The 24,867-nt window shown below is 65.6% G+C and carries 33 protein-coding genes; 12 read left to right on the top strand and 21 right to left on the bottom strand.

Translation table 11 applies throughout. The features are described 5' to 3' along the window. Window positions 1-24: 24 nt before the first annotated feature. Together Harman_RS06670 and Harman_RS06675 are read left to right on the top strand one after the other, a co-directional pair. A complete protein-coding gene (locus tag Harman_RS06670) occupies window positions 25-951 on the top strand; it encodes a S49 family peptidase (RefSeq protein WP_137683010.1) in 927 nt (308 codons plus the stop codon). 1 nt (window position 952) lies between these two features. Next, window positions 953-2,044 carry a DUF4350 domain-containing protein gene (locus Harman_RS06675; RefSeq protein ID WP_137683011.1) on the top strand — a complete coding sequence of 364 codons (1,092 nt, stop codon included), beginning with the start codon at window positions 953-955 and terminating at the stop codon, window positions 2,042-2,044. A gap of 78 nt (window positions 2,045-2,122) precedes the next feature. On the opposite strand, the gene Harman_RS06680 is transcribed toward Harman_RS06675, so the two are convergent. From Harman_RS06680 to Harman_RS21215, 5 genes are all read right to left on the bottom strand, one after another. Further along, on the bottom strand, window positions 2,123-2,440 hold the full coding sequence (locus Harman_RS06680; RefSeq protein ID WP_137683012.1) for a DUF5783 family protein: 318 nt from the start codon (window positions 2,438-2,440) through the stop codon (window positions 2,123-2,125). A gap of 42 nt (window positions 2,441-2,482) precedes the next feature. Further along, window positions 2,483-2,716 (bottom strand): hypothetical protein, encoded by a 234-nt coding sequence (locus tag Harman_RS06685; RefSeq protein ID WP_137683013.1) that lies wholly within the window; start codon window positions 2,714-2,716, stop codon window positions 2,483-2,485. A gap of 96 nt (window positions 2,717-2,812) precedes the next feature. After that, the gene (locus Harman_RS06690) at window positions 2,813-4,273 is read right to left on the bottom strand and encodes a single-stranded-DNA-specific exonuclease RecJ (protein WP_137683014.1); all 1,461 of its coding nucleotides are present in this window, start codon (window positions 4,271-4,273) and stop codon (window positions 2,813-2,815) included. A gap of 78 nt (window positions 4,274-4,351) precedes the next feature. Continuing rightward, entirely contained in the window at window positions 4,352-4,900 is a 549-nt protein-coding gene (locus tag Harman_RS06695; RefSeq protein WP_137683015.1) for a hypothetical protein, read from the bottom strand. A 4-nt stretch (window positions 4,901-4,904) separates the two neighbouring features. Then, window positions 4,905-5,054 (bottom strand): hypothetical protein, encoded by a 150-nt coding sequence (locus Harman_RS21215; RefSeq protein WP_160140677.1) that lies wholly within the window; start codon window positions 5,052-5,054, stop codon window positions 4,905-4,907. Between the two features lie 215 nt (window positions 5,055-5,269). On the opposite strand from Harman_RS21215, the gene Harman_RS06700 reads away from it, so the two are divergent. Further along, on the top strand, window positions 5,270-5,995 hold the full coding sequence (locus Harman_RS06700) for a PspA/IM30 family protein (RefSeq protein ID WP_137683016.1): 726 nt from the start codon (window positions 5,270-5,272) through the stop codon (window positions 5,993-5,995). 33 nt (window positions 5,996-6,028) lie between these two features. On the opposite strand, the gene Harman_RS06705 is transcribed toward Harman_RS06700, so the two are convergent. From Harman_RS06705 to Harman_RS06730, 6 genes are all read right to left on the bottom strand, one after another. Beyond that, window positions 6,029-6,832, bottom strand: coding sequence for a uroporphyrinogen-III synthase (locus Harman_RS06705; protein WP_137683017.1), 804 nt, complete (start codon window positions 6,830-6,832; stop codon window positions 6,029-6,031). Then, on the bottom strand, window positions 6,832-7,593 hold the full coding sequence (gene cobA / locus Harman_RS06710) for a uroporphyrinogen-III C-methyltransferase (protein ID WP_137683018.1): 762 nt from the start codon (window positions 7,591-7,593) through the stop codon (window positions 6,832-6,834). Before cobA ends, Harman_RS06705 begins: the two co-directional genes overlap by 1 nt. Next, window positions 7,593-8,744 carry a hydroxymethylbilane synthase gene (gene hemC / locus Harman_RS06715; RefSeq protein WP_137683019.1) on the bottom strand — a complete coding sequence of 384 codons (1,152 nt, stop codon included), beginning with the start codon at window positions 8,742-8,744 and terminating at the stop codon, window positions 7,593-7,595. Before hemC ends, cobA begins: the two co-directional genes overlap by 1 nt. A 56-nt stretch (window positions 8,745-8,800) precedes the next feature. Then, entirely contained in the window at window positions 8,801-9,073 is a 273-nt protein-coding gene (locus Harman_RS06720; protein WP_137683020.1) for a hypothetical protein, read from the bottom strand. 52 nt (window positions 9,074-9,125) lie between these two features. Next, a complete protein-coding gene (locus Harman_RS06725; RefSeq protein ID WP_137683021.1) occupies window positions 9,126-9,671 on the bottom strand; it encodes a CDP-2,3-bis-(O-geranylgeranyl)-sn-glycerol synthase in 546 nt (181 codons plus the stop codon). A gap of 120 nt (window positions 9,672-9,791) precedes the next feature. Further along, window positions 9,792-10,166 (bottom strand): NifU family protein, encoded by a 375-nt coding sequence (locus Harman_RS06730; RefSeq protein ID WP_137683022.1) that lies wholly within the window; start codon window positions 10,164-10,166, stop codon window positions 9,792-9,794. A gap of 144 nt (window positions 10,167-10,310) precedes the next feature. Here Harman_RS06730 and Harman_RS06735 point away from each other — a divergent pair, with 144 nt between their 5' ends. Continuing rightward, a complete protein-coding gene (locus tag Harman_RS06735; RefSeq protein WP_137683023.1) occupies window positions 10,311-10,835 on the top strand; it encodes a helix-turn-helix domain-containing protein in 525 nt (174 codons plus the stop codon). 16 nt (window positions 10,836-10,851) lie between these two features. On the opposite strand, the gene Harman_RS06740 is transcribed toward Harman_RS06735, so the two are convergent. After that, window positions 10,852-11,325 (bottom strand): DUF6789 family protein, encoded by a 474-nt coding sequence (locus tag Harman_RS06740; protein ID WP_137683024.1) that lies wholly within the window; start codon window positions 11,323-11,325, stop codon window positions 10,852-10,854. Between the two features lie 148 nt (window positions 11,326-11,473). On the opposite strand from Harman_RS06740, the gene Harman_RS06745 reads away from it, so the two are divergent. Beyond that, window positions 11,474-12,046 (top strand): peroxidase-related enzyme, encoded by a 573-nt coding sequence (locus tag Harman_RS06745; RefSeq protein ID WP_137683025.1) that lies wholly within the window; start codon window positions 11,474-11,476, stop codon window positions 12,044-12,046. Between the two features lie 23 nt (window positions 12,047-12,069). On the opposite strand, the gene Harman_RS06750 is transcribed toward Harman_RS06745, so the two are convergent. Beyond that, window positions 12,070-12,237, bottom strand: a complete 168-nt coding sequence (locus Harman_RS06750) for an FmdB family zinc ribbon protein (RefSeq protein ID WP_137683026.1) — start codon at window positions 12,235-12,237, stop codon at window positions 12,070-12,072. Between the two features lie 143 nt (window positions 12,238-12,380). Between Harman_RS06750 and Harman_RS21445 the strand changes: the two genes are divergently transcribed. From Harman_RS21445 to ribB, 4 genes are all read left to right on the top strand, one after another. Further along, complete coding sequence (locus Harman_RS21445; protein WP_200830837.1) at window positions 12,381-12,518, top strand: hypothetical protein; 138 nt, start codon at window positions 12,381-12,383, stop codon at window positions 12,516-12,518. 69 nt (window positions 12,519-12,587) lie between these two features. After that, window positions 12,588-13,568: a 4-demethylwyosine synthase TYW1 gene (gene twy1 / locus Harman_RS06755; protein ID WP_137683027.1), complete on the top strand. Its 981-nt coding sequence runs from the start codon at window positions 12,588-12,590 to the stop codon at window positions 13,566-13,568. A 371-nt stretch (window positions 13,569-13,939) separates the two neighbouring features. Beyond that, entirely contained in the window at window positions 13,940-14,638 is a 699-nt protein-coding gene (locus Harman_RS06760; RefSeq protein ID WP_137683028.1) for a DUF120 domain-containing protein, read from the top strand. Next, complete coding sequence (gene ribB / locus Harman_RS06765; RefSeq protein WP_137683029.1) at window positions 14,625-15,299, top strand: 3,4-dihydroxy-2-butanone-4-phosphate synthase; 675 nt, start codon at window positions 14,625-14,627, stop codon at window positions 15,297-15,299. The genes Harman_RS06760 and ribB overlap by 14 nt, the downstream gene beginning before the upstream one ends. Window positions 15,300-15,312: 13 nt before the next feature. Here ribB and Harman_RS06770 read toward each other — a convergent pair whose 3' ends face one another. Next, on the bottom strand, window positions 15,313-15,549 hold the full coding sequence (locus Harman_RS06770; protein ID WP_137683030.1) for a hypothetical protein: 237 nt from the start codon (window positions 15,547-15,549) through the stop codon (window positions 15,313-15,315). Window positions 15,550-15,755: 206 nt separating this feature from the next. Between Harman_RS06770 and Harman_RS06775 the strand changes: the two genes are divergently transcribed. Continuing rightward, on the top strand, window positions 15,756-16,688 hold the full coding sequence (locus tag Harman_RS06775; RefSeq protein ID WP_200830838.1) for a branched-chain amino acid transaminase: 933 nt from the start codon (window positions 15,756-15,758) through the stop codon (window positions 16,686-16,688). Window positions 16,689-16,705: 17 nt separating this feature from the next. On the opposite strand, the gene Harman_RS06780 is transcribed toward Harman_RS06775, so the two are convergent. The 3 genes from Harman_RS06780 to Harman_RS06790 form a co-directional block, all read right to left on the bottom strand. Beyond that, window positions 16,706-17,365: a DUF502 domain-containing protein gene (locus Harman_RS06780; RefSeq protein WP_137683031.1), complete on the bottom strand. Its 660-nt coding sequence runs from the start codon at window positions 17,363-17,365 to the stop codon at window positions 16,706-16,708. 122 nt (window positions 17,366-17,487) lie between these two features. Then, window positions 17,488-18,663 carry a galactonate dehydratase gene (gene dgoD / locus Harman_RS06785; RefSeq protein ID WP_137683032.1) on the bottom strand — a complete coding sequence of 392 codons (1,176 nt, stop codon included), beginning with the start codon at window positions 18,661-18,663 and terminating at the stop codon, window positions 17,488-17,490. 213 nt (window positions 18,664-18,876) lie between these two features. Next, window positions 18,877-19,761: a ketopantoate reductase family protein gene (locus tag Harman_RS06790; RefSeq protein ID WP_137683033.1), complete on the bottom strand. Its 885-nt coding sequence runs from the start codon at window positions 19,759-19,761 to the stop codon at window positions 18,877-18,879. Between the two features lie 86 nt (window positions 19,762-19,847). On the opposite strand from Harman_RS06790, the gene Harman_RS06795 reads away from it, so the two are divergent. Continuing rightward, window positions 19,848-20,405: a hypothetical protein gene (locus Harman_RS06795; protein WP_137683034.1), complete on the top strand. Its 558-nt coding sequence runs from the start codon at window positions 19,848-19,850 to the stop codon at window positions 20,403-20,405. Between the two features lie 22 nt (window positions 20,406-20,427). Here the strand turns inward: Harman_RS06795 and Harman_RS06800 are convergent, their stop codons facing one another. The 3 genes from Harman_RS06800 to Harman_RS06810 all read right to left on the bottom strand — a co-directional run bounded on the left by Harman_RS06800 (window position 20,428) and on the right by Harman_RS06810 (window position 23,341). Next, entirely contained in the window at window positions 20,428-20,730 is a 303-nt protein-coding gene (locus tag Harman_RS06800; RefSeq protein ID WP_137683035.1) for a DUF7130 family rubredoxin-like protein, read from the bottom strand. 119 nt (window positions 20,731-20,849) lie between these two features. Next, window positions 20,850-22,058, bottom strand: a complete 1,209-nt coding sequence (gene metX, locus Harman_RS06805; protein WP_137683036.1) for a homoserine O-acetyltransferase MetX — start codon at window positions 22,056-22,058, stop codon at window positions 20,850-20,852. Further along, window positions 22,055-23,341, bottom strand: a complete 1,287-nt coding sequence (locus tag Harman_RS06810) for an O-acetylhomoserine aminocarboxypropyltransferase/cysteine synthase family protein (RefSeq protein WP_137683037.1) — start codon at window positions 23,339-23,341, stop codon at window positions 22,055-22,057. The genes metX and Harman_RS06810 overlap by 4 nt, the downstream gene beginning before the upstream one ends. Window positions 23,342-23,484: 143 nt before the next feature. On the opposite strand from Harman_RS06810, the gene Harman_RS06815 reads away from it, so the two are divergent. Continuing rightward, window positions 23,485-24,438, top strand: a complete 954-nt coding sequence (locus Harman_RS06815; RefSeq protein ID WP_137683038.1) for an AAA family ATPase — start codon at window positions 23,485-23,487, stop codon at window positions 24,436-24,438. 3 nt (window positions 24,439-24,441) lie between these two features. Here Harman_RS06815 and Harman_RS06820 read toward each other — a convergent pair whose 3' ends face one another. Then, entirely contained in the window at window positions 24,442-24,861 is a 420-nt protein-coding gene (locus Harman_RS06820; protein ID WP_137683039.1) for an SHOCT domain-containing protein, read from the bottom strand. Between the last annotated feature and the right edge of the window lie 6 nt (window positions 24,862-24,867).

The raw sequence follows: 24,867 nt of genomic DNA on the forward strand, positions 1-24,867 counted from the left end.
GTGTCAGCGAGCCGATGTGGTCCCATGAACAATCCAATCGACAGACGGGTCGCGACTGCCCTCCAGTCGTATACGGTACTGGCGGTGATCGCCATCCTCGTCGGCGCCGCCGTGGTACCGTATGCGGCGTCCGTTACGGCGGAGGACGAACAGTACGTCGCTGTGGTCAACATCGACGAAACGATCACCGGCACCAGCACACAGGACACGATACAACAGCTCCGTGAACTCCGTACCAACGAGTCGGTGAAGGCGGTCGTCCTGCGGGTGTCCAGTCCCGGCGGGAGCGCATCCTCCAGCGAGTCGATGTATCTGGCCGTCAAGCGGCTCTCAGCGGAGAAGCCAGTGTACACGAGCGTCGACCAGTACGCCGCCTCCGGTGCGTACTACACCGCGGTCCCGAGCGACCGCATCTACGTGACGCCGGCCAGTATCGTCGGGCACGTCGGCGTCATCGGAACCGCACCCAGCGACGGGCTGAGTTCGTCGGCCACGTCCGGACCGGACAAAGCCCATCAGGGCATGACGCGGGACGAATACTACGCGAGCCTCGAATCGATGAAGCGCTCGTTCGTCGGTGCGGTCATGACCGAGCGCGGTGACAGGCTCAACGTGTCTCGGGAGACCGTCGCCGAGGCGTCGGTCTACAACGGCGGCCGCGCGGTCCAGACCGGCTATGCCGACGAGGTCGGCGGGCTCGAAGCCGCAATCGCCGGTGCCGCCGAGGCCGCCGATCTCTCGGAGTATCAGGTCGTGTACCACAATCCCGCGGGCTCGCAGGGACTGCTCGTCCTCACCGGGGGCAGTGGTGCCAGCGGGAACGCCACTGTCACCGCCGAGGGCGCGCCCTACACCTTCCGCGGCGTCGATTCTGTCCACTTCCTCATGATATACGGCACGCCGGAGAACCAAGAGGTCGTCTACAACAGCACCACACAGGGAGGTGCCTGAGATGAGTGCGACGAGTGCCATCGCCCGTGCAGGCTTTTTCGCCGCCGTGGTCGTCCTCGCGGCGGTCGTCGGAACCGCGGCGATTGGCGGGGGGAGCCACACAGCCCCCGAGGTATCCCAACTGAACGCCGCGTCGTTCAACAGCGACGAGGCCGTCGCGACACCGCCCGAGGAGAGCGGTGAACTCTCGATGTCGGCCGACGCATCCGGGAAGGTTGTCGTTATCGACGTGGCCCACGCCGGGAGTATCGACCGCGAGGCCCTCACGCCGCTCGTATCGACACTGACGGAAAACGGTGCGACGGTGCGGTACCACGTCGGTGAGCGACAGAACGGTCGCCCGCTCAACGCGTCGCTTCGCTCGGCTGATGCCTTCGTCGTCCTCGGTGCGGAGCAACGCTACACCGAGAGCGAACTGAACGGCCTGACCGCGTTCACCGACGCCGGCGGTCGGGTCCTTCTGCTGAACGAACCCGCACAGGCGAGTGCCGTCGGAGTGGGACTGCTCAGTCCGACTACCTCGGAGAGCGTGACCAAGCCGATGGCCCCGCTACTGAGTCAGTACGGGCTCTCGTACGGGAACGGCTACCTCTACAACATGCACGAGTACGACACCAACTACCGGAGCGTCTACGCGACACCGACGGGTGACTCGGCGCTCACGGACGGTGTCGACCGGACGGTCTTCTACGCCGCCATCCCCGTACAGGGCGGTGACACTGCTGTCTCGGCGACAGAACGGACCACGCTCTCACAGACCCGGCGACAAGGGACGTACGGCATCGTCACCCGCTCGGGGAACGTCGTCGCTGTCGGGGACACGAACGTCCTCACCCAGGAGTTCCTCTACCGGGCCGACAACGAGCAACTGGTCGGGAACCTGCTCGATTTCCTCGTCACGGGGGAGAAATCGCCCGCTGGCGCGCCACAGCCAGCAGAATCCGGAGCGTCCGGACCTAGTGGCGCACTCCCAGGTACCGGTGGCGGTGGCAGCGTTCCGCCAGCCGCACCGGAACCGACCCCAGAACCGGAGTCGCCCCCCACACCGAAACCGAACGGCACTGCAACGCCGACCCCGACGCCCGGCGAATAAGGCGTCACCGCGCGGGTAGCCAATCAGAACGAAACGGAGAAGTGTAGCTGCCGAACCACGGGAAAGGCAACCCCGAACTCAGTCGTCGATATCGAACACGCGGCGGAGTTCGCGCTCGATCTCGTCAACGTATTCGGAGAGGACGGCGTCGAGTTTCTCGTCGTCGACGATAATCGCCGACAGCCGCTCAGTCGGGTTCTCGGGCAGTTCGACAGTGAACTCGCCGTCCTCGTAGAACGGTTCTGACTCGTTGAGGATCTGCTGGTCGATGGCGTGGACCAGTTCGGAGTCGTACGTGTCGTTCATCCGCTCGAAGGCGTTCTTGTAGGCCTTCTGGAGCTCCGTGAAGTAGTTCGCGTACTTGTCCTCGAACTTCTCGGGGTCGAACTCGGTCATTGCCAGAAGGGTACGGGGCTGGGGATAAAGATGGCCCGATATTCAGCGTTGGATCGTACGCGCGTTCTTCTGGGGGAGATACACCGTGAGATACGCGACAAAGCAGATACCGAAGATACCGCCCAGCACGAGAAACACGCGGATATCCAGTGCGGCAATTGCCGTGATAATCTCTTCAAGTGTCGTCCGCGGGTTTGCGAATCCAAACGTCTCAGTGTAAGCTAACAGGCCAGCAACGACGACGAGTGCGATATCGAACAGGCCCCGAGAGTCCATCGTCGGGTGTTCGGAGAAGCGGACGTATAGCTTTTATTGCCGATACTGGTACGAAGTGTCATAAACCGCACTCCCGCTCTGTTTGCGTCGGTTCGGCTACGAGAGTTGCTCACTGATAATCTCGTCAGCCGCCTCAATGAACGCCGACTCCTCGCCGGCGGGGATGGTCGCACCCGCTGCGATGTCGTGGCCGCCGCCGTCGCCGCCGACCGATTGGGCGGCCTCACGCATCACGACCGAGAGGTCGACGCCCCGGCCGACCAGCGGGCCGGTTGCCCGCGATGAGACCTTCGTCTCGTCGTCGGTACTGGCAAAGGCGATGATGGGTTTGTCCGAATCGACGCCGTCAGTCCCCAGCGCCATCCCGGCAACGATGCCGACGATGGTCTCGCGGATGGCGTCACCGGCATCGAACCACTGAACGGAACCGGCCTGTGTGACGCCGCGCTCCTGAACGAGCGAGAGTCCCTCGGAGAGATTTCGGCGGTGGTTCGACAGCAGCGTCCGCGCGCGTTCGAGCGGGGCGTCCCGCTCGCCGAGACACACCGCCAGCCCCACGTCCGCCCGCTCGTAGCGGGCGGTGGCGTTCAACAGCGTCGAGAACTCGCTGGCATCCCGGAGTTCCGTCCCGCGCGGTTCCGCCGTCAGCGTGTAGGTCGTCCCGACGAGCGTCTCGATCTTGTCCGCCGGCACGCCGCGCTCGACGGCTCGTTGGACCAGCCCGCTGGCGACGGTCTGGCGCTCGTCATCAGAGAGGTCCGCCCACGTCCGCCAGTCGCCGTCGGCTTTCAGGTCCAGTCCGAGATCTTCCAGAAACCGAGTCGCGCCGGCCTGGTCGTTCGAGATGCCCGGTATCGGGACTTCCGTGGCGTACTCAAGCAGCTTCGGCAGCGGCCGGGTCTGCTTGCCGTACAGCGAGAGGTCGGTCCCTTCCTCAAGCACATCGGCGTCGATGCCCTCCTCGACGAGACCGGCGTTGGCCCCGACGAGTTCGCCGCCGACGGCCTGCATATCGCCCACTGCGCCGACGACCGCCAGCGCGGCGAGGTCGCGGTTGTCGGTGTCGCCGTCGGCGAGCGCGCGGGCGAGGACGTACGCCGCACCAGCACCCGAGAGCTCCGATGCACCGTTGAGGCCCTCAAGCAGGGGATTCAGGTGGGCGTCGAAGTCGGCGTAGCCGTCGGTGTCGACAACCGCGTCGGGGTGGCAGTCGTCGGGCGAGGCGGGCTGGTGATGGTCGGCGATGACCGCCTCGAAGTCCCCCGCGGCGATGTGCTCGGAAATGACATCAAGCTGGCCCGAGCCGAAGTCGGTGAACAAGACAGTGTCGTACTCACGGGCCGCGATGCTCTCTATTTCGGCGGCGTCGAGTTGCTTTTTGAATACGGTCTCGACGGGGATACCGGCCCGCGACAGCGCCGCGGTGGCGATGGCGGCGCTGGTCAGCCCGTCGGCGTCGATGTGGGAGGCCAGCAACACGCGGTCGGCCGCCCGGAGGCGGTCAGCACAGGCGGCCGCGCGGTCGGCGAGCGCTGGCACGGGGCCGGTCGTAGTCATCGTACCGGGGATAGGTGCGCTCCGGGATAAAAACGTTCAGACGTGCGGCCACTCCCAGCGGCTGTCCGGTGTGACCCGTCAGGCCACTTTCCGCTGCTCGCTGAGCGTGACAGTCCGGTCGGCCGTCTCGACGGTCGTCTGGACGGTTATCCAGCCATCAGCCCGTTCAATAGTGTAGGCGTCACCGAACGACAGGTCGACGCGGCGGGTCGTGGTGTAAGAGTCATCTGCTTCGAGTGTCCCGACATCCTCGGACCCCTCCCAGACCGCGTCGCCGTCGGTGGTGTTCCCGGCATAAATCCGCGTGTAGACGGTGATGCGCTCGGCCGTGCTGTTTTGCTGGTTCGTCAGCGTCGAGGTCACGTCACGGCAGGTGCGGCCACACTCCTCGATGGCACCGACGGTGAAATCGAACGGTGGCGAACTGGCGGCTCCGCCGGCTGACGGGTCACTGTCGCCGCCTGCGGCGTCAGTCTCGGCGACTTCGGTCGTCTCCGTCGGGAACTCCGAGATGCCGTCGCCGCTGCTCTCCGCCTGAAACGGGCCGATACCGGTGACGTACGCAGCGCCACCCCCCGAAAGCAGGAGCAGGAAGACGCCGAGGAGGGCAAATGACTTCTCGTACATGGGCCTACCGACCGGCTCCCGGCACCATCTCATTCACATCCCTCCCCGGACCGGTGTCACCGTCATCCGCTACGGGCACGGCCGCGGCCACCACCGTCAGGAGTGCCGGTGCGAGTGCCAGCGTGCCGACCGTCAACAGGAGGGGTCGTGTCATCGTTATCCGTTCATTGATCCGCCCACCCATCAAGTAGCCAGACGGTAAGGTCGATAAGCCACGGATTTCCGTCGTTGTCGCCGAGTAAGTCCGTATTAAACTGGATGACACCCTGTTATTATAGTGGTATCAGCCATACGAGAGTATATGTTCGCTGTCACGACCGCGCCGCAGTCAGTATCGCTTCGAGCCACCTGCCGACCGGAGCGAGCGCGATGAGCCTTCTCCGACGGTTCGCGTTCGCAGTTCGCGCCAAACTCAACGCCCTGCTCAATCGAACTTCGGACCCGGCGGCAGAACTAGACTACTCCTACGAACAGATGCGGGACGAACTCCAGGACGTGACCCGCGGTATCGCCGACGTGACGACACAGAAGAAACGCCTGGAGATACACCGCCAGCGGTTGCGCTCGAACGTCGAGAAACACGACACGCAGGCCCGAGCCGCCCTCCAAGAGGGACGCGACGACCTCGCACGTCGAGCGCTGGAGAAAAAGCAGATCAACGTCAGCCAGATAACGGAGCTAACAGGCCAGATAGACGACTTACAGGAGACCCAGGACCGGCTGGTCGGCAAGCGGGCCGAACTCAGCAGCCAGATAGAGCAGTTCCGCACGAAAAAGGAGACGATGAAGGCCCGCTATCAGGCCGCCGAGGCGTCGGCCCGGGTCTCAGAGGCCTTTACCGGCGCTGGCGATACGATGGCCGACGTGCATCGCTCCATCGAGCGCGCGACGGAGCGCACCGAGCAGATGGAAGCGCGGGCGGCCGCGCTGGAGGAACTCGAAGAGAGCGGCCAGATCGAATCCGTCCTCGACGGGAGCGACTCCATCGACCAGGAACTCGACCGCCTCTCCAGCGAACGGGCCGTCGAGAACGAACTGGCGACGCTACGTGCCGAGATGGACGAGCGCGAAGCCGTCGAAGAAGCCGCGGAGTAACCCCGGAGAGCCGACGAAACCGCGCCGGAGTCGCTACTCGTGGTGTGTCGGAGCCGCCGCTTCGACGGTCTCGCAGGCCAGCGCTTCGAAGTCGGCTTGGTCGGGAACGACATCAACCGAGATGCCGGCATCCTCGGCCGTTTCTCGCGTCGGCGCACCGATAGCGCCGACGGTCGCCTCGTTCAGCCCGTCGATGGCGTCGTCGCGGACCCCGCGGTCCGTGGCCGCATCGAGGAAGTGTTCGACCGTGAGTGAGGAGGTGAACAGCGCCGCGTCGAGATTGCCGTCGGCCGCTAGTGTCGCTGATTCGCCCGCCCCTTCCGGCCTGACCAGCCGATACAGTATGGTTTCGTGGACGTACGCACCGGCGGCCTCCAGCCCGTCGGTCAGCACCGCGGAGCCGTGGTCCGACCGGGCGACTTCGACCTTCGTACCGTCCACCGCGTCGGCCAGCGCCTCAACAAGTCCCGACGAAGAGTACTCGGCGGGGATGACATCGACGCCGTAGCCGGCCTCGTGGAGCGCTTCTGCCGTCGACTGGCCGATGGCGCACACCGTCGCCTCACCGGGGTCCCAGTCGGCCGCGGCGGCGAGTTCGACGCCGGTCTTGCTCGTCAGGATAACGAAGTCAGCGTCGGTTCGCGGCGTGACCGGGGTTTCATCGCCGTCCTCGTCCTCGGTGGCATCACTGCCCTCAGCCACCGTCGCCGGGTCGACCGCAAGCATCGGGTCCGGAACCGGGTCGGCACCGAGCGATTCCAGCAGCTCGACCGCGTCGTCGAGTCGGTCGTCGTCGGGGCGGAAGGCGGCCACGCGGAGGCGCGGTTCCTCGCGCATCAGTATCCCTCCAGGAACTCCACCACCCGCTCGCGTTCGCCCGCCACCTCGCCGATGACGGTGATAGCGGGGGGCTCGATGCCGGCTTCGTCGCGGACCGAGACGATAGTGTCGAGCGTTCCGGTGGCGACCTGCTGGTCGGGCCAAGTCGCGCGTTCGATGAGCGCGACCGGCGTGTCGGGGTCCATCCCCGCGTCGCGCAGGGCCTCGGTGTACTGTGGCAGTTTGCCGACGCCCATCAGGACGACGAGCGTGCCGCCGGTCGCCGCGAGCGCGTCCCAGTCGACGGCCGACTCGTCCTTCGTGGGGTCCTCGTGGCCCGTGACGAACGAGACCGAGGAAGTGTAATCGCGATGGGTGACCGGAATCCCGGCGGCTTCCGCGCCGGCGATGGCGCTCGTGATGCCGGGGACGATCTCGACTGGAATCCCGTTCTCCGCGAGGTGGGCCAGTTCCTCGCCGCCGCGGCCAAAGACCGTCGGGTCGCCGCCTTTCAGCCGGACGACGGTGTTGCCGTCCTCGGCGAGTTCGACCAGCCGGGCGTTCGTGTACTCCTGGGGCGTCCACTCGCCGCCGGCGCGTTTGCCCACGTCCTCGCGCTTCTCCTCGGGAATCATCCCGATGATTTCGGGGCCGGGGAGCTTGTCATGTAACACGACATCGGCCTCCTCCAGCAGGCGCTTTGCCTTGACCGTCAACAGGTCCGGGTCGCCGGGGCCGGAACCGACCAGGTACACCTTCCCGGGCGCGGTGTCCGCCATTATTCGTCTTCCTCCCGCGCCGTCGATGCGTCGTCGTCGGCCCCCGTCGAGTCCCGCTTTGCCTCGGCGATGAGGTCGTCAGCGCCCTGTTCGGCGAGTTCGGCCGCGAGGTCCTGTGCCGCGTCGATGTGGTACTCGGCCGGGAGGTCCCGCGCGACGGACACCTCCTCGGTCCCGTCCTGTGAGAGGACGCGGACCCGCGTGTGGACGACTGCACCTTCGAGATGGGCGTGGACACCGATGGGGGCGACACAGCCGCCGCCGAGTTCTTCCAGAATCGTCCGCTCGACAGTCGTCTCGACGCGGGTCTGGGGGTCATCGAGCCGGTCCTTGATGTCCAGCGCGAGGTCGCCGTCGACGGCGGTCACCGCCAGCGCGCCCTGGCCCGGGGCCGGCACGAACCGGTCGGGGTCAAGGTCAGACATCCCGACGTAGCGCGTGAGGCCGGCCCGGTGGAGGCCCGCCTTCGCCAGCACGATGGCATCGTACTCGGTGTCCGGGTCCCGCTCCATCGCCCGCCGCTCGAACTCGGTGAGGTCGTCGAACCACTCCTCGACGGTGCGGTCGTAGGGGTGTTCCTCATCCTCGTCAGTGTCGGGGTCACCGGCGTCGCCCTTCCGCTCCTGTTCGGCCTCGTGGCGCTCCTGGTGTTCCTGCTGGAGCGACGGGGCCAGCAGTTTCGCGATGCGCGTGTCGACGTTGCCCCGCAGCGGTTCCACGGTGAGGTCGTCACGTTCGGCGAGCAACTGCGCCTTGCGCCGCAGGCTCGACGTGCCGACGGTCGCGCCCTCCGGGAGTTCATCGAGCGAGCGGCCATCCGGCGTCACCAGCACGTCCTCGGCGGCGGCCCGCTCGGGGACCCCCGCGACGACGAGGCGGTCGGGCCGCTCGGTCGGCATGTCCTTCATCGAGTGGACCGCCGCGTCGAGGTCACCGTCGAGCACCTTCTCGTCGAGGCTGCGGACGAACGCGCCGGTCTTGCCGAGCCGATGAATCAGTTCGTCCCGGATCTGGTCGCCCGTCGTCTCCACCTCGACGAGTTCGACCGAGAGCCGGCGACTGCTCAGCGCGTCCCGGACCGTCTCCGCTTGGCGTAACGCGAGGTCCGACCCCCGCGTCGCCAGTTGCAGTGTCTCCCCGCGTGTTGTCATACCCGTCACTCCTCGGTCAGCGCGTAAAAACGCACTTCTTCGTCGGTTCGCTGGAGTTACGAGGACGACTCGGCGAGGACAGCCTCGAACAGGACCTGCGACGCGAACCCCGCGACGAACGTCGTCAAACCGCCGGCGACGAGGGCGAAGTCGATGAGTCGGTTGAGCGTATGGACGGGACCGACGCTTATTGTTATCACTACGAACGCGTGCAGGAGCACGTACATGACCGGCAGAAATATCGCCGCACAGACCACGCCGGTGACCGTCGCGCGTTTAACGACTGGAGGGCCGCGCGTGACGGTCGGGAAGGGATTTGTCAGGGCCATCAAGAGCGGTTTCGGCCGCTAGATATGTAGCTTCTGGGGAGACGACGGTACGTTACCACGGCTCGTTTTTCAGGCCGAACACGTAGGCGATGCCGTTGGTTACGATATGTAATACCGGTGTCGCCACGACGACGACGACCAGTACCGGGAGCGTGAATGTCTCAGTGAACCACGACGGCGCGGCCACGAACGCACAGAGCAACGCCCCGACGACGAAATCTAGCTGGTCCAGCCCAGGGAATGCGGCCCCGCGCTCCCGTCCCGTCCGGCGTTTGAGGAAGGAGGCCCCGATGTCCCCGAGCATCGCGCCGAAGGCGAGTCCGAGTCCCGCACGGAGGGAAAACGTCGGGAGGTCGGCCCCCAGCGCGGCGCTCGCGCTGGGCGCAATCTGAGTCAGCCCGAGCGCGAGCAGCGTGCCGGCAAGCGTGCCGATGAGCGTCCCGCGCCAGGTCTTGCCGTCGCCGAGCACCCGCCGCCCGCCCCACGTTCGGCCGCCGTCTATCGGTCTGCCGCCGCCGGCCAGTACCGCGGCGTTGTTCGGAATGTACGCCGGCAACATCGCCCACAGCGCCCAGACAACTGTATCGACCGTCTCCATATCCCCGCCGTCTGTCCCCGTCGTCTTAATCTGTGTGGCTCGCTGGTGCAGTACCGACGACCGCGCAGACGCTTCCGCACCTGCGGCTACCCACTTTCAAAAAACGGATGAGAACTGGCCTCAGAACGGCGCTTCGGGGCCTTCGTCTTCGTCGCCGCCGACATCGCCGCCGCGGGACTCGCCGGGGAAAGAGGGGCTCATGCCGCCGCTGCCGCCGGCCATGCCTTCCTGCTGGTCCATCCCAGTGCGCGCGGTGACCTCGTTGATCTCCGGGATCTCCTTGGTCATGCGCGTCTTGATGGCCTGGATGGTCATCGGTGAGATGCCACAGCCGGAACAGGCCCCACCGAGGCGGATCGTGACGCTGCCTTCCTCGCGGTCGATTTCCTCGATGGCCGCGCTCCCGCCGTGCATCTGGATCTGGGGGAAGTTGCGGCGCAGGAAGTTCGTGATTCGCTCGCGCAGGTCGTTGGCGTCCTCGGTTTCAGTGCTCATAGTGACTTGTATTCGGTCCCGGGAGGGCTTAGACCTTTGGACTAACATCTATATCACAGGGCGAAAAACGCGGCCCACGAGCGGGCATGTCAGTTACCCCCAACATACCTGAAGCTTCTATCGGCGGGGTGAGTACGTCATTTTATGACAATATCCGCTGATGAACTACGACTGTTCGAGTGTGCGGCCTGCGGTGGCGTCGGTATCGGGCGAAACCGCCCGACCTGCTGTGGCGGGCCGATGGCCGCGGCCGAGACAGCGGAGACAGCGGTCAGCGAGCCGTCCCTCGAAACCCTGCTACGGACCGTCTTCGATATGTCCGGCACGGAACTGGATGTCTGTCTCTGCGTGATGGAGGGCGGTGAACTGACTGTCGCGGCTCTGGCAGAGCAGATCGGCTACGACCGGAGCGTCGTTGCCCGGCATCTCAACCACCTCGCCGACCTCGGCGTCGTCGAGAAGCGTCGGCGCATCAGGCCGGAAGGCGGCCACGTGTACGTCTACACGCCACAGCCGCCCGAAACAGTCCGGGAGCGACTCCGTGGGGAGTTCCTGTCGTGGGTGCTGCTGGCGACAGCGCAGTTGGGCGACCTGCAGCGCGAGAAGGTCGAAGCAATCGCCGACGCCGAGACCGACGAGCGCCAGTGGACCGTGTTTCAGGAGCAGTAGCGGCAGGTGTGACGGTTCAGAGCCGGTCCGCAGTGACGGCGTACACGCCGCCGAGAACAACGCCGTAGACGACGTGCCACAGCAGCGACGGCGGCGCGAAGTTCGGGAACGGCGGCGAGGCCGGCGAGCCGACGACGCCGAGCCAGACCGGCATCACCAGCGCCGCGAAGACGGCCCACGTAACGACACCCCAGCCGACGCCGAGTCCGAGCAGTTTTTCGGACGACTCCGCGTTCAGCAGACTCGCCAGCCCCGCAAATATCACGCCCATCACCGCGCCGTGCGAGAGGTGGACGACGAGACCGGCCCCCGGACTCGGCGGCGGCGCAAGCCCGTACAGCGAGGGAATCGCAACGGCAAGTGTCGGGGGGTTCATCACCAGTATCAGCGCCCCCATGACGGCGCTCCCGATGATGCCGCCGAGCACGCCCGCTTTCCAGTTGCCAGTGCCGAAATCGTAGGTTTGTGTCGTTTCTGTCGTCGTTGACATGCGTTCGACTGGTCACGTCGGGTGTCAAAAGCGACGGCGGGGCTGTTCGACTTCCTACCACGTCCCCCCAAAAGCTATACACCATCTCTTTCCGGCCATGACCGGGCAGGCGGCGAACTTTCAAGCCGAGGGCGGTCCGACGTACGATATGGTAGACTCCGACACGATAATGAGTCGGTTCGACGCGCCGGACATCGATTCCCTCCCCGAGGACATACAGGAGCGCATCGAAGAGGAGACCGACCGCGCCGGCTTCACCCCGAACATCTTCCAGGCAATGGCGTACCGTCCCTCGCACTTCCGGGCGTTTTTTGCCTACCACGACGCGCTGGTCGAAGAGACAGCACTGGAGCGCGAGGAGATAGAGATGATTATCGTCGCGGTCAGCGGCGTCAACGACTGCCTCTACTGTATCGTTGCCCACGGCGCGTTGCTTCGCATCTACGCCGACGCGCCCAAACTCGCCGAGCAGGTCGCCGCGAACCACCGGACGGCCGACATCAACGAGACCCACAGGGCGATGCTCGATTTCGCGGTGAAGCTAACAGAGTCGCCAGCCCGCATTGAGGACGAGGACCTCGAACGGCTGGAGGAGTACGGCTACAGCCGCCGTGCGATCTGGGACATCGGCAGTGTCGCCGCCTTCTTCAACCTCTCGAACCGCCTGGCACAGCTCGCCGACATCCGCCCGAACGAGGAGTTCTACGACCTCGGCCGTTAGGTGCGTGTCGCCCGCGACCCGTCTTACGCCGCCTCGGCCGGTCGCACCGCCCCAGCGCCACATTCAGGACAGGTCAGGTCCTCGTCCGTCGCCGCGCGCTGTGCGAACTCGGTCCCGCAGTCGTCACAGCGGAACCGGTAGTGTCGTTCTCCGGAGCCGAACAGCTCGGAGACTGTGTCAATTACTCCCATACTAATGTACTCATCGTCGACCCCCCAAAATCTTCCGGCTGAGATACATCTCCGCCGGGGTTTGATACATATAGCATACATCACAGCGCGCATCTATACACCTAGTAGTTCTGGTCTTGCCTATCAGGGGCATCCACAGGTGTATGCACAAAACACTCTACCTGATGCAGAAGGACAGCGAAACCCGAATCGAAGTCGACGACGATGGCTACGACCGAATCATGGAGAACGGCAACGTCGTCGGCCACCACATGAGCAACCCCATCGTCAAGCTGACGTAAGTTCTACACCGAACCGGTTGACGCACAACATCCGGGAGTTTTTGCCGCTGGCTGTTGAACCCGACAGCAATGAGTGACGCCGACGGCGGTCCGAAGCAGGTCTCGGACCCGGCCTACCACAGCGAGAACCACACGGCCGCCCAGACCTGCGGCTGGACCAAAAACGCCCTGCGCGGGGAGGGGAAGTGTTACAAGTACATCTTCTATGGTATCGAGTCCCACCGTTGCATCCAGATGACGCCAGTCGTCAAATGCAACGAGCGCTGTGTCTTCTGCTGGCGCGACCACGCCGGCCACGCGTACGAACTCGGCGACGTGGAGTGGGACGACCCCGCGGCGGTCGCCGACGCCTCCGTGGAACTCCAGCGGAAACTCCTCTCCGGCTTCGGCGGGAACGACGAAGTCCCGCGCGAGGTGTTCGACCAGGCGATGGAACCGCGCCACGTCGCCATCTCGCTGGACGGCGAACCCACGCTGTACCCGCACCTGCCGGAACTCATCGAGGAGTTCCACGACCGCGACATCACCACGTTCCTCGTCTCCAACGGGACCAACACGGAGATGCTGGAGCGGTGTGACCCGACCCAACTCTACGTCTCCGTCGACGCCGCCGACCGCCAGACGTTCGATTCGACGGTGCAGGCGATGGAGGACGACGCCTGGGACTCGCTCATCGACACGCTGGACGTACTGGCCGCGAAGGACGACACCCGAACCGTCATCCGGACCACGCTGGTCAAGGGCCACAACATGCACCACCCCGAGTGGTACGCGGCGATGTGCGACCGGGCCGACGCGGACTTCGTCGAGATGAAGGCGTACATGCACGTCGGCCATTCGCGGGGCCGTCTCGACCGGGATTCGATGCCCGACCACAGCGAAGTCCGAGAGTTCACGCAGGAGATGGGCGAGTACCTCCCCGACCACGATGTCCTGAAGGAGGTCGAAGACTCCCGCGTGGCGATGCTCGCCGAGGACGAGAACACGTGGGTCCCGAAACTGGAGAAATCGAGCGAGTTCTGGGAGCAGGACGAGTTCGTGGAGTACTGAGGCGTGACGGCGAGCAAAGCGAGCCGCTTTTTCGCCACCGAAAGACACGCTGCGCTCGTCTTTCGAGCCTTGCTTCGCTTCGCTCAGCAAGACCACGTTTTTGCGCGAGTGGTGCGCTCCGCGCACCGAAGCGGAACAAGGTGGTCTCGGGAACAAGACGCGCTCGTTGAGTACTAATTACGACGGCGACGAGACGGCATCATCACAGCAGCGCGATGGGGGAACGTGTTAGGCAGTGGTTTGAATTGTATCGGGTGAAAACAACATGGTACGCTTCTGCTACCAACCCTATACTAGTTTTTCGTCGTTCCAAAAGTGGAATGCATTCCACCTTCGGTATGCTTATCCGGCGGGAATCCCTACGTCGGTGCATGGCTGAATCAACGGGACAGGGCGTCGGCCGGGACGAGTTGGCGACGCTGAAACTGCTCGCCCTCGACGGCGCGCTCGATGAGTCGACGAAAGTGTCCTGTGCCGACCTTGCTGAACGACTGGACGCCTCGAACCAGACCGCCTCGCGGCGGCTCCAGCGGCTCGAAGACGCCGGACTGCTGACCCGGAACATCGTCAGCGACGGGCAGGAGATCGAACTGACCGGTGACGGCGAGCGCCGGCTCCAGTCCGAATACGCCGACTACCGGCGGATCTTCGAGTCCGACGCCAGCGTCGACCTGACCGGCGTCGTCACCTCCGGGATGGGCGAGGGGCGACACTACATCACGCTGCCGGGCTACATGGAGCAGTTCATCGAGCGGCTGGGGTACGAGCCGTTCGCGGGCACGCTCAATCTCGAACTCACGGCCGAGAGCGTCCGCAAGCGGGCGCGGATGAGCGCCATCGAGCCAGTCACCATCGAGGGCTGGGAAGACGACGAACGGACCTACGGCCCCGCGTACTGCTACCCCGCCTCGATAGAGGGCAGCGACGGCGAGTACGAGCCGGCCCACGTCATCGCGCCCGAGCGGACCCACCACGGCGAGGAGCAACTGGAAGTCATCGCACCGGAGAAGCTCCGCGAAGTTCTGGAACTGGCCGACGGCGACGAGGTGGTCGTGCATGTCTCGGAGTGAGGACGCCGCCATCGACGCCGACAGCGTGGCCGATGCCGTCGCGGCGTTCGCCCGCGGCGAGCCGGTACTGGTCCACGACGCCGCCGACCGCGAGGGCGAGACGGACCTCGTCTATCCGGCCGGTGCCGTCACGCCCGAGGCCGTCGCACGGATGCGAAACGACGCCGGCGGCCTCGTCTGTGTCGCCCTCTCGGACCGCGTCGCCGAGGCGCTGGAATTACCGTTCATGCAGGACGTGCTGGACCACCCAACGGCGGCCGACCACGACCTCGCCTACGACGAGCGCTCCTCGTTCTCGCTGACGGTGAACCACCGCGACACCTTCACCGGCATCACCGACGACGACCGCTCGCTGACGATCCGGGAACTGGCCGCCGTCGCGACGGACCCTGACCCCGAGGCCTTCAGCGAGGCGTTCCGGTCGCCGGGGCACGTCCACCTCCTCCGTGCGGCCCCGGACGGCCTGGCCGACCGCGAGGGCCACACCGAACTCGCGCTCGCGCTTGCGGCCGCGGCCGACCTGCCCGAAGCTGCCGTCGTCTGTGAGATGTTAGACGACGAGACCGGCGCGGCGCTGCCCCCGGCGGCGGCGCGGGCCTACGCCGAGCGCGAAGGGCTGGTGTACGTCGAAGGGGCCAGTCTGCTGGAGCGGTTCGACTGACCGCGAGGTCGGTTTAGAAGGGAGTGTCGGCCGCCTCGTACACCTGTCGCGCGACGCTCGCGAGGAGATACAGACCCGCACCGACGACGACAACAGTCCCGACTGCCCGCGAAACGCCGGGGAGCGGCGATTCGACGACGCCGGACAGGTTTCGCGTGACGACCTCAATCTGGATAAGGAGCAGTCCCAGCGGGACCAGCAGCATCGCGACGCCCCGATGGAGAGACCGTTGCAGAGCGGACTCTGACATACCGGAGCCACACGATTGTGGTCGGTATAGTGTTTACTCACTCGCGGGCATCCGACGCTGTCCGCACCTCGGGAGCACAGGCCCGCGAGCCGACCGTCAACACTCTTAAACACGGACATCAATGGAGTAGATATGACACACGACGAGACAGCAGGGGGAATCACCCGCGGGCACCGTGACTGTCGACACACCGGGGGGGTCGCGCGATGAGCGACCGTCCGGAGATGTTCGAGGGGGCCGACCGCATCTGGATGGACGGCGAGTTCGTCGACTTCGAGGACGCACAGACCCACGTCCTAACCCACGCGCTGCACTACGGCACCGGCGTCTTCGAGGGCGTCCGCTGTTACGACACCGAGCAGGGGCCGGCCATCTTCCGCTGGGAGGAGCACCTGGACCGCCTGTACAAGTCCGCAAAGCCCTACGACCTCGACATCGGGTTCAGCAAGGAGGAACTCACCGAGGCGACAACGGAACTCATCGAGACGGAAGGGTTCGAATCCTGTTACATCCGCCCCATCGTCTACTACGGCTTCGACTCGCTGGGCGTGAGTCCGAAGAGCTGCCCGACGAAGACCACCATCGCGGCGTGGCCGTGGGGTGCGTATCTCGGCGAGGAAGCCCTGGAGGAGGGCGTCGACGTGATGGTGTCGTCCTGGCGCAAGCACGCCTCCAGCCAGATTCCGACCAACATCAAGACGACCGGCCTGTACGTCAACAGCATGCTCGCCGGCGAAGAAGCCCGCCGGAACGGCTACACCGAGGCTATCGTCCTGAACAAGGAGGGCAACGTCGCCGAAGGCCCCGGCGAGAACATCTTCATGGTTCGGGACGGCGAAATCTACACCCCCGGACTGGCCGAGAGCATCCTCGAAGGTATCACCCGCAACACCGCGATCACGCTTGCCGAAGAGATGGGCTACACCGTCCACGAGGAAGCGACCATCTCCCGCGGTGAGCTGTACACCGCTGACGAGCTGTTCTTCACCGGGACTGCAGCGGAAGTCACGCCAATCCGGAGCGTCGACGACAACGAGATCGGCGAAGGGACAAAGGGGCCGGTCACCGACGACATCCAGTCGGCCTTCTTCGATGTGATAGAGAGCGGCGAGCGCGAAGAGTGGTTCCGCTACATCTGATGGCGCACTGAGCGGCGTCAGTCGTCCGCGAGTTCTTCCTCGTCGGCAACCGGAATCGGCGTGGCGGTGCTGCGGTCCGTATCACCGAAGCCAGCGCTGAGAATGCGTGTCAGTGCTTCCTCGACGCGCTCGTCGACTTCCTCGTAGCGGTGGGGTTCGACCTCGACGACGTAGCCCGTCGTGATGTTCGGCGCGGTCGGCAGGAAGAGCACGTCACGCCCGTCATCGGTCGTCTGTCCCGTTTTGAACGCCGTCATCCGCATCCCGTCCCACACTTCGAGCTTCACCGGCGCCTGGAGATCTTCAGTTCCTGAGACGGCCGTTTCGACCGCCATCTTCGAGGCGTTGTACACCACCCGAAGCCCGGGCACGTGGTTCATCACGTCGTCGATGGCCCGCTCGACGAGATCGCCGAACGCCGTTCGCATCAGGTAGCCGATGGAGAAGACGATCAGGATGAAGATGATCAGCGTCGTGAACACCCGTGCGAACGTCTCGAACCCGGCGCTCGACGGAAGTCCGAGCGCCGACAGGAGTTCGGCGTCGATCGCCGGGATGACCGCTGCGGACGCGAGAATGGAGTAGAGATAGAAGATAACGTAAATCGTCACCAGCAGGGGCAACAGGACGATGAGGCCGCTCGCGAAATCGCGCTTCCACGACGTTGACGAGGCCATACAGGTACGTGTCGGGCGCGGGATATGAGCCCTTTCCTTTGTCTGTGACACCGGTCTCACGGTCTATAGCAACGAGATGAAGACGGTGGATAGCCGGTCGTTAATGCGGAGGAGCAGCCGGGCTACCACTCGGCGACACTGCCGTCGTCGTGTCGCCAGACGGGGTTGTGCCAGTCGACCTCCTGCTGGGACTGCTCCCGGAGGAAGTCCTCGTTGATATCGATACCCAGGCCGGGGTCAGTGGGCACGGTAACGAAGCCGTCCTCGTAGTCGAACACCGATGGGTCGGCCAGGTAGTCAAGCACATCCGAAGTCTCGTTGTAGTGAATGTTGATGCTCTGCTCCTGGATGAGGGCGTTTGGCGAGCAGGCGTCGACCTGCACACACGACGCCAGCGCGACCGGGCCGAGCGGGCAGTGGGGGGCCATCGCCACGTCGTAGGCCTCGGCCATCGACGCGATCTTGTACACCTCGGTGATGCCGCCGGCGTGGGAGAGGTCCGGTTGGATGAGGTCGACGGCACCGTTCTCGAACACCTCCTTGTAGTCCCAGCGCGAGTACATCCGCTCGCCGGTCGCGATGGGAATCTCGGTGTGGGCGGCGATGGCCGGCAGGGCGTCGTTGTGCTCCGGGAGGACCGGCTCCTCGATGAACATCGGGTCGTACGGTTCCATCGCCGAGGCCAGCCGCTTGACCATCGGCTTCGTGACCCGACCGTGGAAGTCAACGCCGATGTCGACCTCTGGACCGACGGCCTCGCGGACCTCACGCAGGCGCGTCGCGGCCGCCTCGACCGTCGCAGGGTCGTCGATGCGCTCGATTTCCGGCGTCGCGTTCATCTTCAGCGCTGTGAACCCGGCGTCGACCTGCTCGCGTGCGGCATCGGCCACGTCTGAGGGTTCGTCGCCGCCGATCCACTGGTACACCCGAATCCGGTCTCGGGCTTGGCCGCCCAGCAACTGGTGGACCGGCGCGCCGAGTTGCTTGCCCTTGATGTCCCACAGCGCCTGGTCGATGCCGGCGATGGCCGACATCAGGACCGGGCCGCCGCGGTAGAAGCCGCCGCGGTACATCGCCTGCCAGTGGTCCTGGATGTTCTCGGGATTCTGTCCGACGAGATAGCTGTCCAGCAGTTCCTCGACGGCGGCACGCACAGTGTGGGCGCGGCCCTCGACGACGGGTTCGCCCCAGCCGACGGTGCCGTCGGCCGTCTCCAAGCGGAGGAAGAGCCAGCGCGGCGGCACTTCAAACAGTTCGTAGTCGACGATACGGTTCCCATCCGCGTCGTCCGCTGTCATGCTACTGTCCCCCCGTCGTGTCGCGCAGAGCAGTCCCGGCCACACTATGTGGCGTTCTGAGACGCTGTACCGTGGTTTGTCCGAGCATATGCGAGACCATAGGTGACACTTATTTAGTCGTTGTGTCATTCCGAGGCGGCAGTCGTCGATTTTCCCGACGTGTAGAACTAGAGCAGCTAGCACCAACACCTCCGTCGCGCCGATATGACGGCCCTACCCCTCGCGGTGTCGCTCCCACGTGCGAACGAGACGAGTAAGCGTCTCGTTGACGGGGACCGGCTCCGTCGCGGTACCGACGACGTAGCCGTTGATGGCGTCGATCTCCGTCTGTTGGCCGGCCGAAACGTCCTGTAACATCGACGAGTGATTGGCAGCAGTCTCTCGGACGACACGCTCGACGAGCGAGACCGCGCGCTCGTCCGAGAGGGCAATCCCTTGCTTGCGGGCGACAGCGGCCGTCTCTCGGGCGGCGTCCGCGGCGATAGTGTCGGCCAGCGAATCGACCAGCGCGCCGTTTTCCACGCGGGCGAGCGCCGTCACCGCGTTGATGCCGGCATTGACCGCGAGTTTCTCCCAGAGGCGGGTCGGCATGTCCGTGGCGACGGTCGTCTCAATGCCGGCCGCGCGGAACGCTGCCCCAACGTCGTCGGCGACTGCGGACCGGCCGCCGTTGCGGTCCCCCAGCACGATTTCGCCGCGGCCCGTGAACGCGACGGTACCCGGTTCCCGGAGATTCGCGCCGTAGGAACAGGTCCCCGCGAGCACCGGACAGTCGAGTGTGGCCGCCAGTTGCGCCTCGTTGCCCATCCCGTTCTGCAGCGAGAGGCAGGCGTCGAGCGTACAGTCCGCGAGGTCGGTCGCTACGGCGGCGGTGTCGTAGGCCTTGACCGTCACCACCGCGAGGTCGGCGCTGACCGGGACCGTCGTCTGCGCGTTCGGATGGACCCGAAACTGTTCGGTTCCGACGACCGAGAGGCCTGACTCGGCGACGGTACCGACGTGTGGCTCGCGGCCGACGAGCGTCACGTCGTGTTCGCGGGCGAGCAGACCACCGACGAGGCTTCCGAGGCTCCCGGCTCCGACGACGACGATATCCATACCGACGAGCAGGACGGGCCCGGACAAAAACCCATCACCGGCGGCGAATCAGCACGCACTTGGCCGCGAGCGACGAACGAGACAGTATGGGCGACTCCGACGACGCCGAGGCGGTAGTTCGGGCCATCGACGAAATCGGCATCGACCGGCTGACCGAGACAATCGTCACGGCGTGGGAAGGCATCGGTGACGGCGTCGAACCGGGACCCACCTGGCCGGAAGACGAGACCACACGGCGAGTTGAACTGTCCGAACCCGACGAAGCGGTCGGATTGGACCTGCTCGCGGCAGTGCTGGACGCGTCCCCCCGAACCCCCACAGAGGCGTTCGTCCACCTCGGAGTGGGGCGGCGAGACAACCCCGGCGGCGAACGGTTCGCCGTCGAGAGGCTCGCGGGCCACACCGACGTTTCAGCGACCGACACCCACACCACCGGGACGGTCCCGATGACGGCGGAGACGTTCGACGCGCTGGCGCGAGTCTACGGGAAACCGCTGGTGTACGTGGTCGTCAGTGACGGCGACGGGCGGGCGATTCTCGAACGGGACTGGACGACGCTGACGGTCTCACTTCCCGAACCGGCGTTTGAAACCGTCCGTGAGGCGGTCGGGCCGGCCGTCGCCGAGCGGTTCGAGCGGGCGTAGCCCCGGCCCCTCGGGGGCCGTCTCAGTCCTCCTGCCAGTAGTAGATATCCTCTTTCTGTGCGCCACAGGACGGACATTCCTCGGGGATGTCCTCGATCTGTCCCATCTCGCCACATTCCCAGCAGCGCCACATCAGTTCGGCCTCGCCCGCGGCCCCGGCGCTGAGGTGCTCGCTCGACAGCGCCTCGATGCCGTCCTCGACAGTGACGTAGAACCCGTGTTCGTCGAAGCCGCGGATGGTTCCGAGTTCGTTGCCGTCCTCGTCGTACACCGTCTGTCCGAACGAATACTCCTCGCTTTCGATGTTCGTGGTCATGTCGGCCATACATAGAGATAGTCGAGTCGGTATGTGTTAAATGCTACCGTGTATCAGGATATGCATGATTGACAGGACGAATCAGGAGCCATCAGACCCGCACACCGACGGACGGTACTCTCGAATCCTTACCGCGAGAACAGGCTGTTGTGGACCGGCGCGAAGTCGCTCTCTTGGGAGTCCTCAACCACCGAGTCGGTGACAGCCTTGCCGTCGACGCCCGCGTCGAGGAAGTCAGACAGCGGCGGCCCCACGTTGTCCGGTTCGACGAGGAACGCGTCGTGGCCGTGGTCGGAATCGATGACGTGATGGGCGACGTTCGCGTCGGCCTCCCGAAGCGAGTCGGCCAGCGCCTCGGCCTGCTGGGTGGTGAAGTGCCAGTCGGCGGTAAAGGACATCACCAGCGCGTCGCCGTCAAAAGCCGCCAGCGCGTCGGCGTCGGACTCGAACCCCGCGGCGAGGTCATAGTTGTCCATCGCCCGCGTCAGGTAGAGGTAGCTGTTGGCGTCGAACCGCTCGGTGAACTTCTCAGCGTTGTAATCGAGGTACGACTCCACGTCGCGGTACGGGAAGAACGCGCCCGCGGCGTCGGTGGGGAACGTGCGGACGGCGTCCCGGCCGGCGGCGCGGCGGCCGAACCGTCGCTCCATCGACGCTTTCGAGAGGTACATCACGTGGCCCAGTTGGCGGGCCAGCGCCAGGCCGTCGCTCGGCGGGTCGTCGTCCTCGCCGTAGTAGTGGCCCTGGTTCCAGTTCGGGTCGGTCGTGATGGCCCGCCGGGCGATGGCATCCAGCGCGAGACACTGCGTGTCCAGTCGCGCGGCGGCGGCGATGGGGACGATGCGGTCGACGTGATCCGGATGGCGCTTGGCCCACTCCAGGACGTTCATGCCGCCGACGCTGCCGCCGACGACGGCGTGGAGGTGGGGAATCCCGAGTTCGTCCAGCAGGGCGCGCTGGGCCTCGGTCCAGTCGCCGACGGTGACCGGCGGGAAGTCGGTGCCGTAGGGATCGCCCGTCTCCGGATTCTCGCTTTTCGGTCCTGTCGAGCCGTAACAGGAGCCCGGCACGTTCGCACAGACGACGTAGTACTCCGTGGTATCGATGGCCTTGCCCGGCCCGACGATGTCGTCCCACCAGGCGCGGGCCTGGTCGGCGCTGTCGACACGGTCGCGGCCGGCGACGTGGGCGCTGCCGGTCAGCGCGTGACAGACCAGCACCGCGTTGTGGCCGTCGAACTCCCCGTAAGCCTCGTAGGTGATTTCGAGGTCCGGAATCGACTCCCCGGAGTCGAACTCGAACTCGCCCAGCGAGAGGGTGTCGTGGTCGACGTTCATGTCACACGGTCGATTGTAGCGTCGATATCTGCGATGATGTCCTCGGGGTCCTCGATGCCGACGCTGAACCGGAGGAGGTCCGGCGTGACGCCGCTGGCGCGCTGTTCCTCCTCGCTGAGTTGGGCGTGGGTTGTCGAGGCCGGATGGATGACCAGCGTCTTGGCGTCGCCGATGTTGGCGAGGAACTGCGCGAGGTCCGTCTCCTCGCAGAACTGCCGCCCGGCGTCGTAGCCGGCTTCCAGCCCGAAAGTGACGATGCCGCCGAACCCGCCGGAGAGGTACTGCTGTGCCAGATCGTGGGTCTCGTGGCTCTCCAGCCCGGGATAGGTGACCCAGGCGACCTCGGGGTGGTCTTCGAGGTGCTGTGCGACAGTCATCGCATTCTCGCAGTGGCGGTCCATCCGCAGTGAGAGCGTCTCTGTCCCCTGGAGGGTCGCCCAGGCGTCGAACGGTTTCTGGCCGTCGCCGAGCGAGCGGAGCGCGCGCTGACGGGCGGCGACGGAGAACGCCCGGTCGCCGAAGGCATCGGTGAAGTTCTTGCCGAAGGCCTCATTCTCGCCGCCCAGTTCCGGGAACTTCTCGGGGTACTCGTCCCAGGGGAACGAGCCGCCGTCGACGAGGACGCCGCCGACGGTCGTCCCGGAGCCGTGAATCCACTTCGTCGTCGACTCCCAGAGAACGTCGACGCCGTGGTCGAGCGGGTTACAGAGCGCCGGCGTCCCGAACGTGTTGTCGACGAAGACGGGCACGCCGTGATCGTGGGCCACCTCGGCGATCTCCTCCATCGGCGGGGTCACGAGGGAGGGGTTGCCGATGGTCTCGAAGTGGACGTAGGCCGTATCCTCGTCGATGGCCGCGGCGTAGGCGTCCGGGTCGAGCGTGTCGACAAAGCGCGTCTCGATACCCCGCCGGCTGGCGGTCTTCGAGAAATAGGAGTGTGTGCCGCCGTAGATGGAGGCGGCCGTCACGATGTTGTCGCCGTTGGACGCGAGGACGAACGTCCCGGCGTCGAGCGCGGCCATCCCCGACCCGGTCGCAACGGCGTCGACGGCGTTTTCCAGCGACGCGATGCGGTTTTCGAGCATCCGCACCGTCGGGTTGTCGAACCGCGAGTACACGTTGCCGTCGTCCTCCAGCGCGTACCGGTCGGCCGCGGTGTCGGCGTCCTCGAAGACGTACGACGAGGTCTGGTAGATGGGCGGTGCGCGCGCCCCTGTCGCCGGGTCCGGCTCCTCCTGGCCGGCGTGAACACAGCGCGTCCCGAATCCGTAGTCGGTAGTCATGTGCAGTATGCATATCTCTCTAGCTATCTATAACTCAGAGTTACGGCAATACTCTCTGATTGTGACTGTTTGTCACTCCACCGGTCCGCCGGCCGGCGAAACCGAGGGAGAGGGTATTTGTCGGTGGCTGTCTACACGCCGGTATGGACCACGACACTGCCGGACGAACCAGCCGACAGATCCTCGACGCCGTCGGCAGTGCCGTCATCGCCGACGACCACTTCCTCGAAACCGTCATGACCGGGATTCTCGCCCGGGGTCACGTCCTGCTGGAAGACGTGCCGGGCACGGGGAAGACGCTGACCGCCCAGTCGTTCGCCACGGCACTCGACCTGTCGTTCAAGCGGGTGCAGTTCACGCCGGACCTGCTGCCGGCCGACATCACCGGCTCGAACGTGTACAACGAGGCCACCGGCGAGTTCGACTTCCAGCCCGGTCCCGTCTTCGCCAACGTCGTGCTGGCCGACGAAATCAACCGCGCGCCGCCAAAGACCCAGGCCGCCCTGCTGGAGGCGATGGGCGAGAAGCAGGTGACCGTCGACGGCGTGACTCACGAACTACCCGACCCGTTCTTCGTCATCGCCACGCAGAACCCCGTCGAGCAGGAGGGGACCTTCGGCCTGCCCGAGGCCCAGCGGGACCGCTTCATCCTCAAGACGGCGATGGGCTACCCCGACTTCGGCGGTGAACGCGAACTCATCGACCGGCGGGCCGACCGGACGGCCCAGGCCCCGAGCGTCACGAGCGTCATCGACGGCGACCGACTCCCAGCGCTCCAGCGGACCGTCGAATCAGTCACCGTCGACGGCACGCTCCGAGACTACGTGGTCGAACTCGGTCGAGCCACCCGCGAGGACGACCGCGTCGATGTCGGTGTCTCACCCCGTGGTATCCAGCGGCTATTCGAGGCCACCCGCGCGGCTGCAGTCCTCGACGGCCGCGACTACGCCGTCCCCGACGACGTGAAAAAGGTCGTCGAGGAGGCGTTTGCCCACCGACTCGTCCTGACCGCCGACGCGGGGGTCCGCGGCGTCGACCCGGCGACCGTCGTCGACGACGTGCTGGACCGCGTCGAGGTGCCGGCGGTCAGTCCCTGACTCTTAGGTCCGCTCGGTCTCGTGCTGTGGGTCCCACTCTTGGTCTCGAAGCGCCGCGCTGTCTTCGATATCCTCCAGCGTCTCCGTTTCGAGCAGTCGTTCCAGTTTCCGCTCGAACTGTTCGTCAGTCAGTTCCCCGTCTGCGTAGCGGCGGCGCAGGCGCTCCAGCGGCGTCTCGTCGGTCTCAGTCGATGACGGCTGTGTCGCCGCTGTCGCGTCGACGCTCGATTCCGCCGCCTCCTCGTCCGCATCGCCGTACAGCAGTTCGACCAAGGGGACGACCACGACGTAGCCGACGAGCAGTGCCGCGAGCCACCACTCCTGGCCGGTGACGAGGGCTACGAGCCAGAACCCGGTGACAGCCAGCGAAGCGAGTTCCGTCGCGTTGGCTCTGGCCCGTTCGCGTGGGGACCGGTCAGTCATACTGTT

The organism is Haloarcula mannanilytica (assembly GCF_005406125.1).
Lineage (GTDB): Archaea > Halobacteriota > Halobacteria > Halobacteriales > Haloarculaceae > Haloarcula > Haloarcula mannanilytica.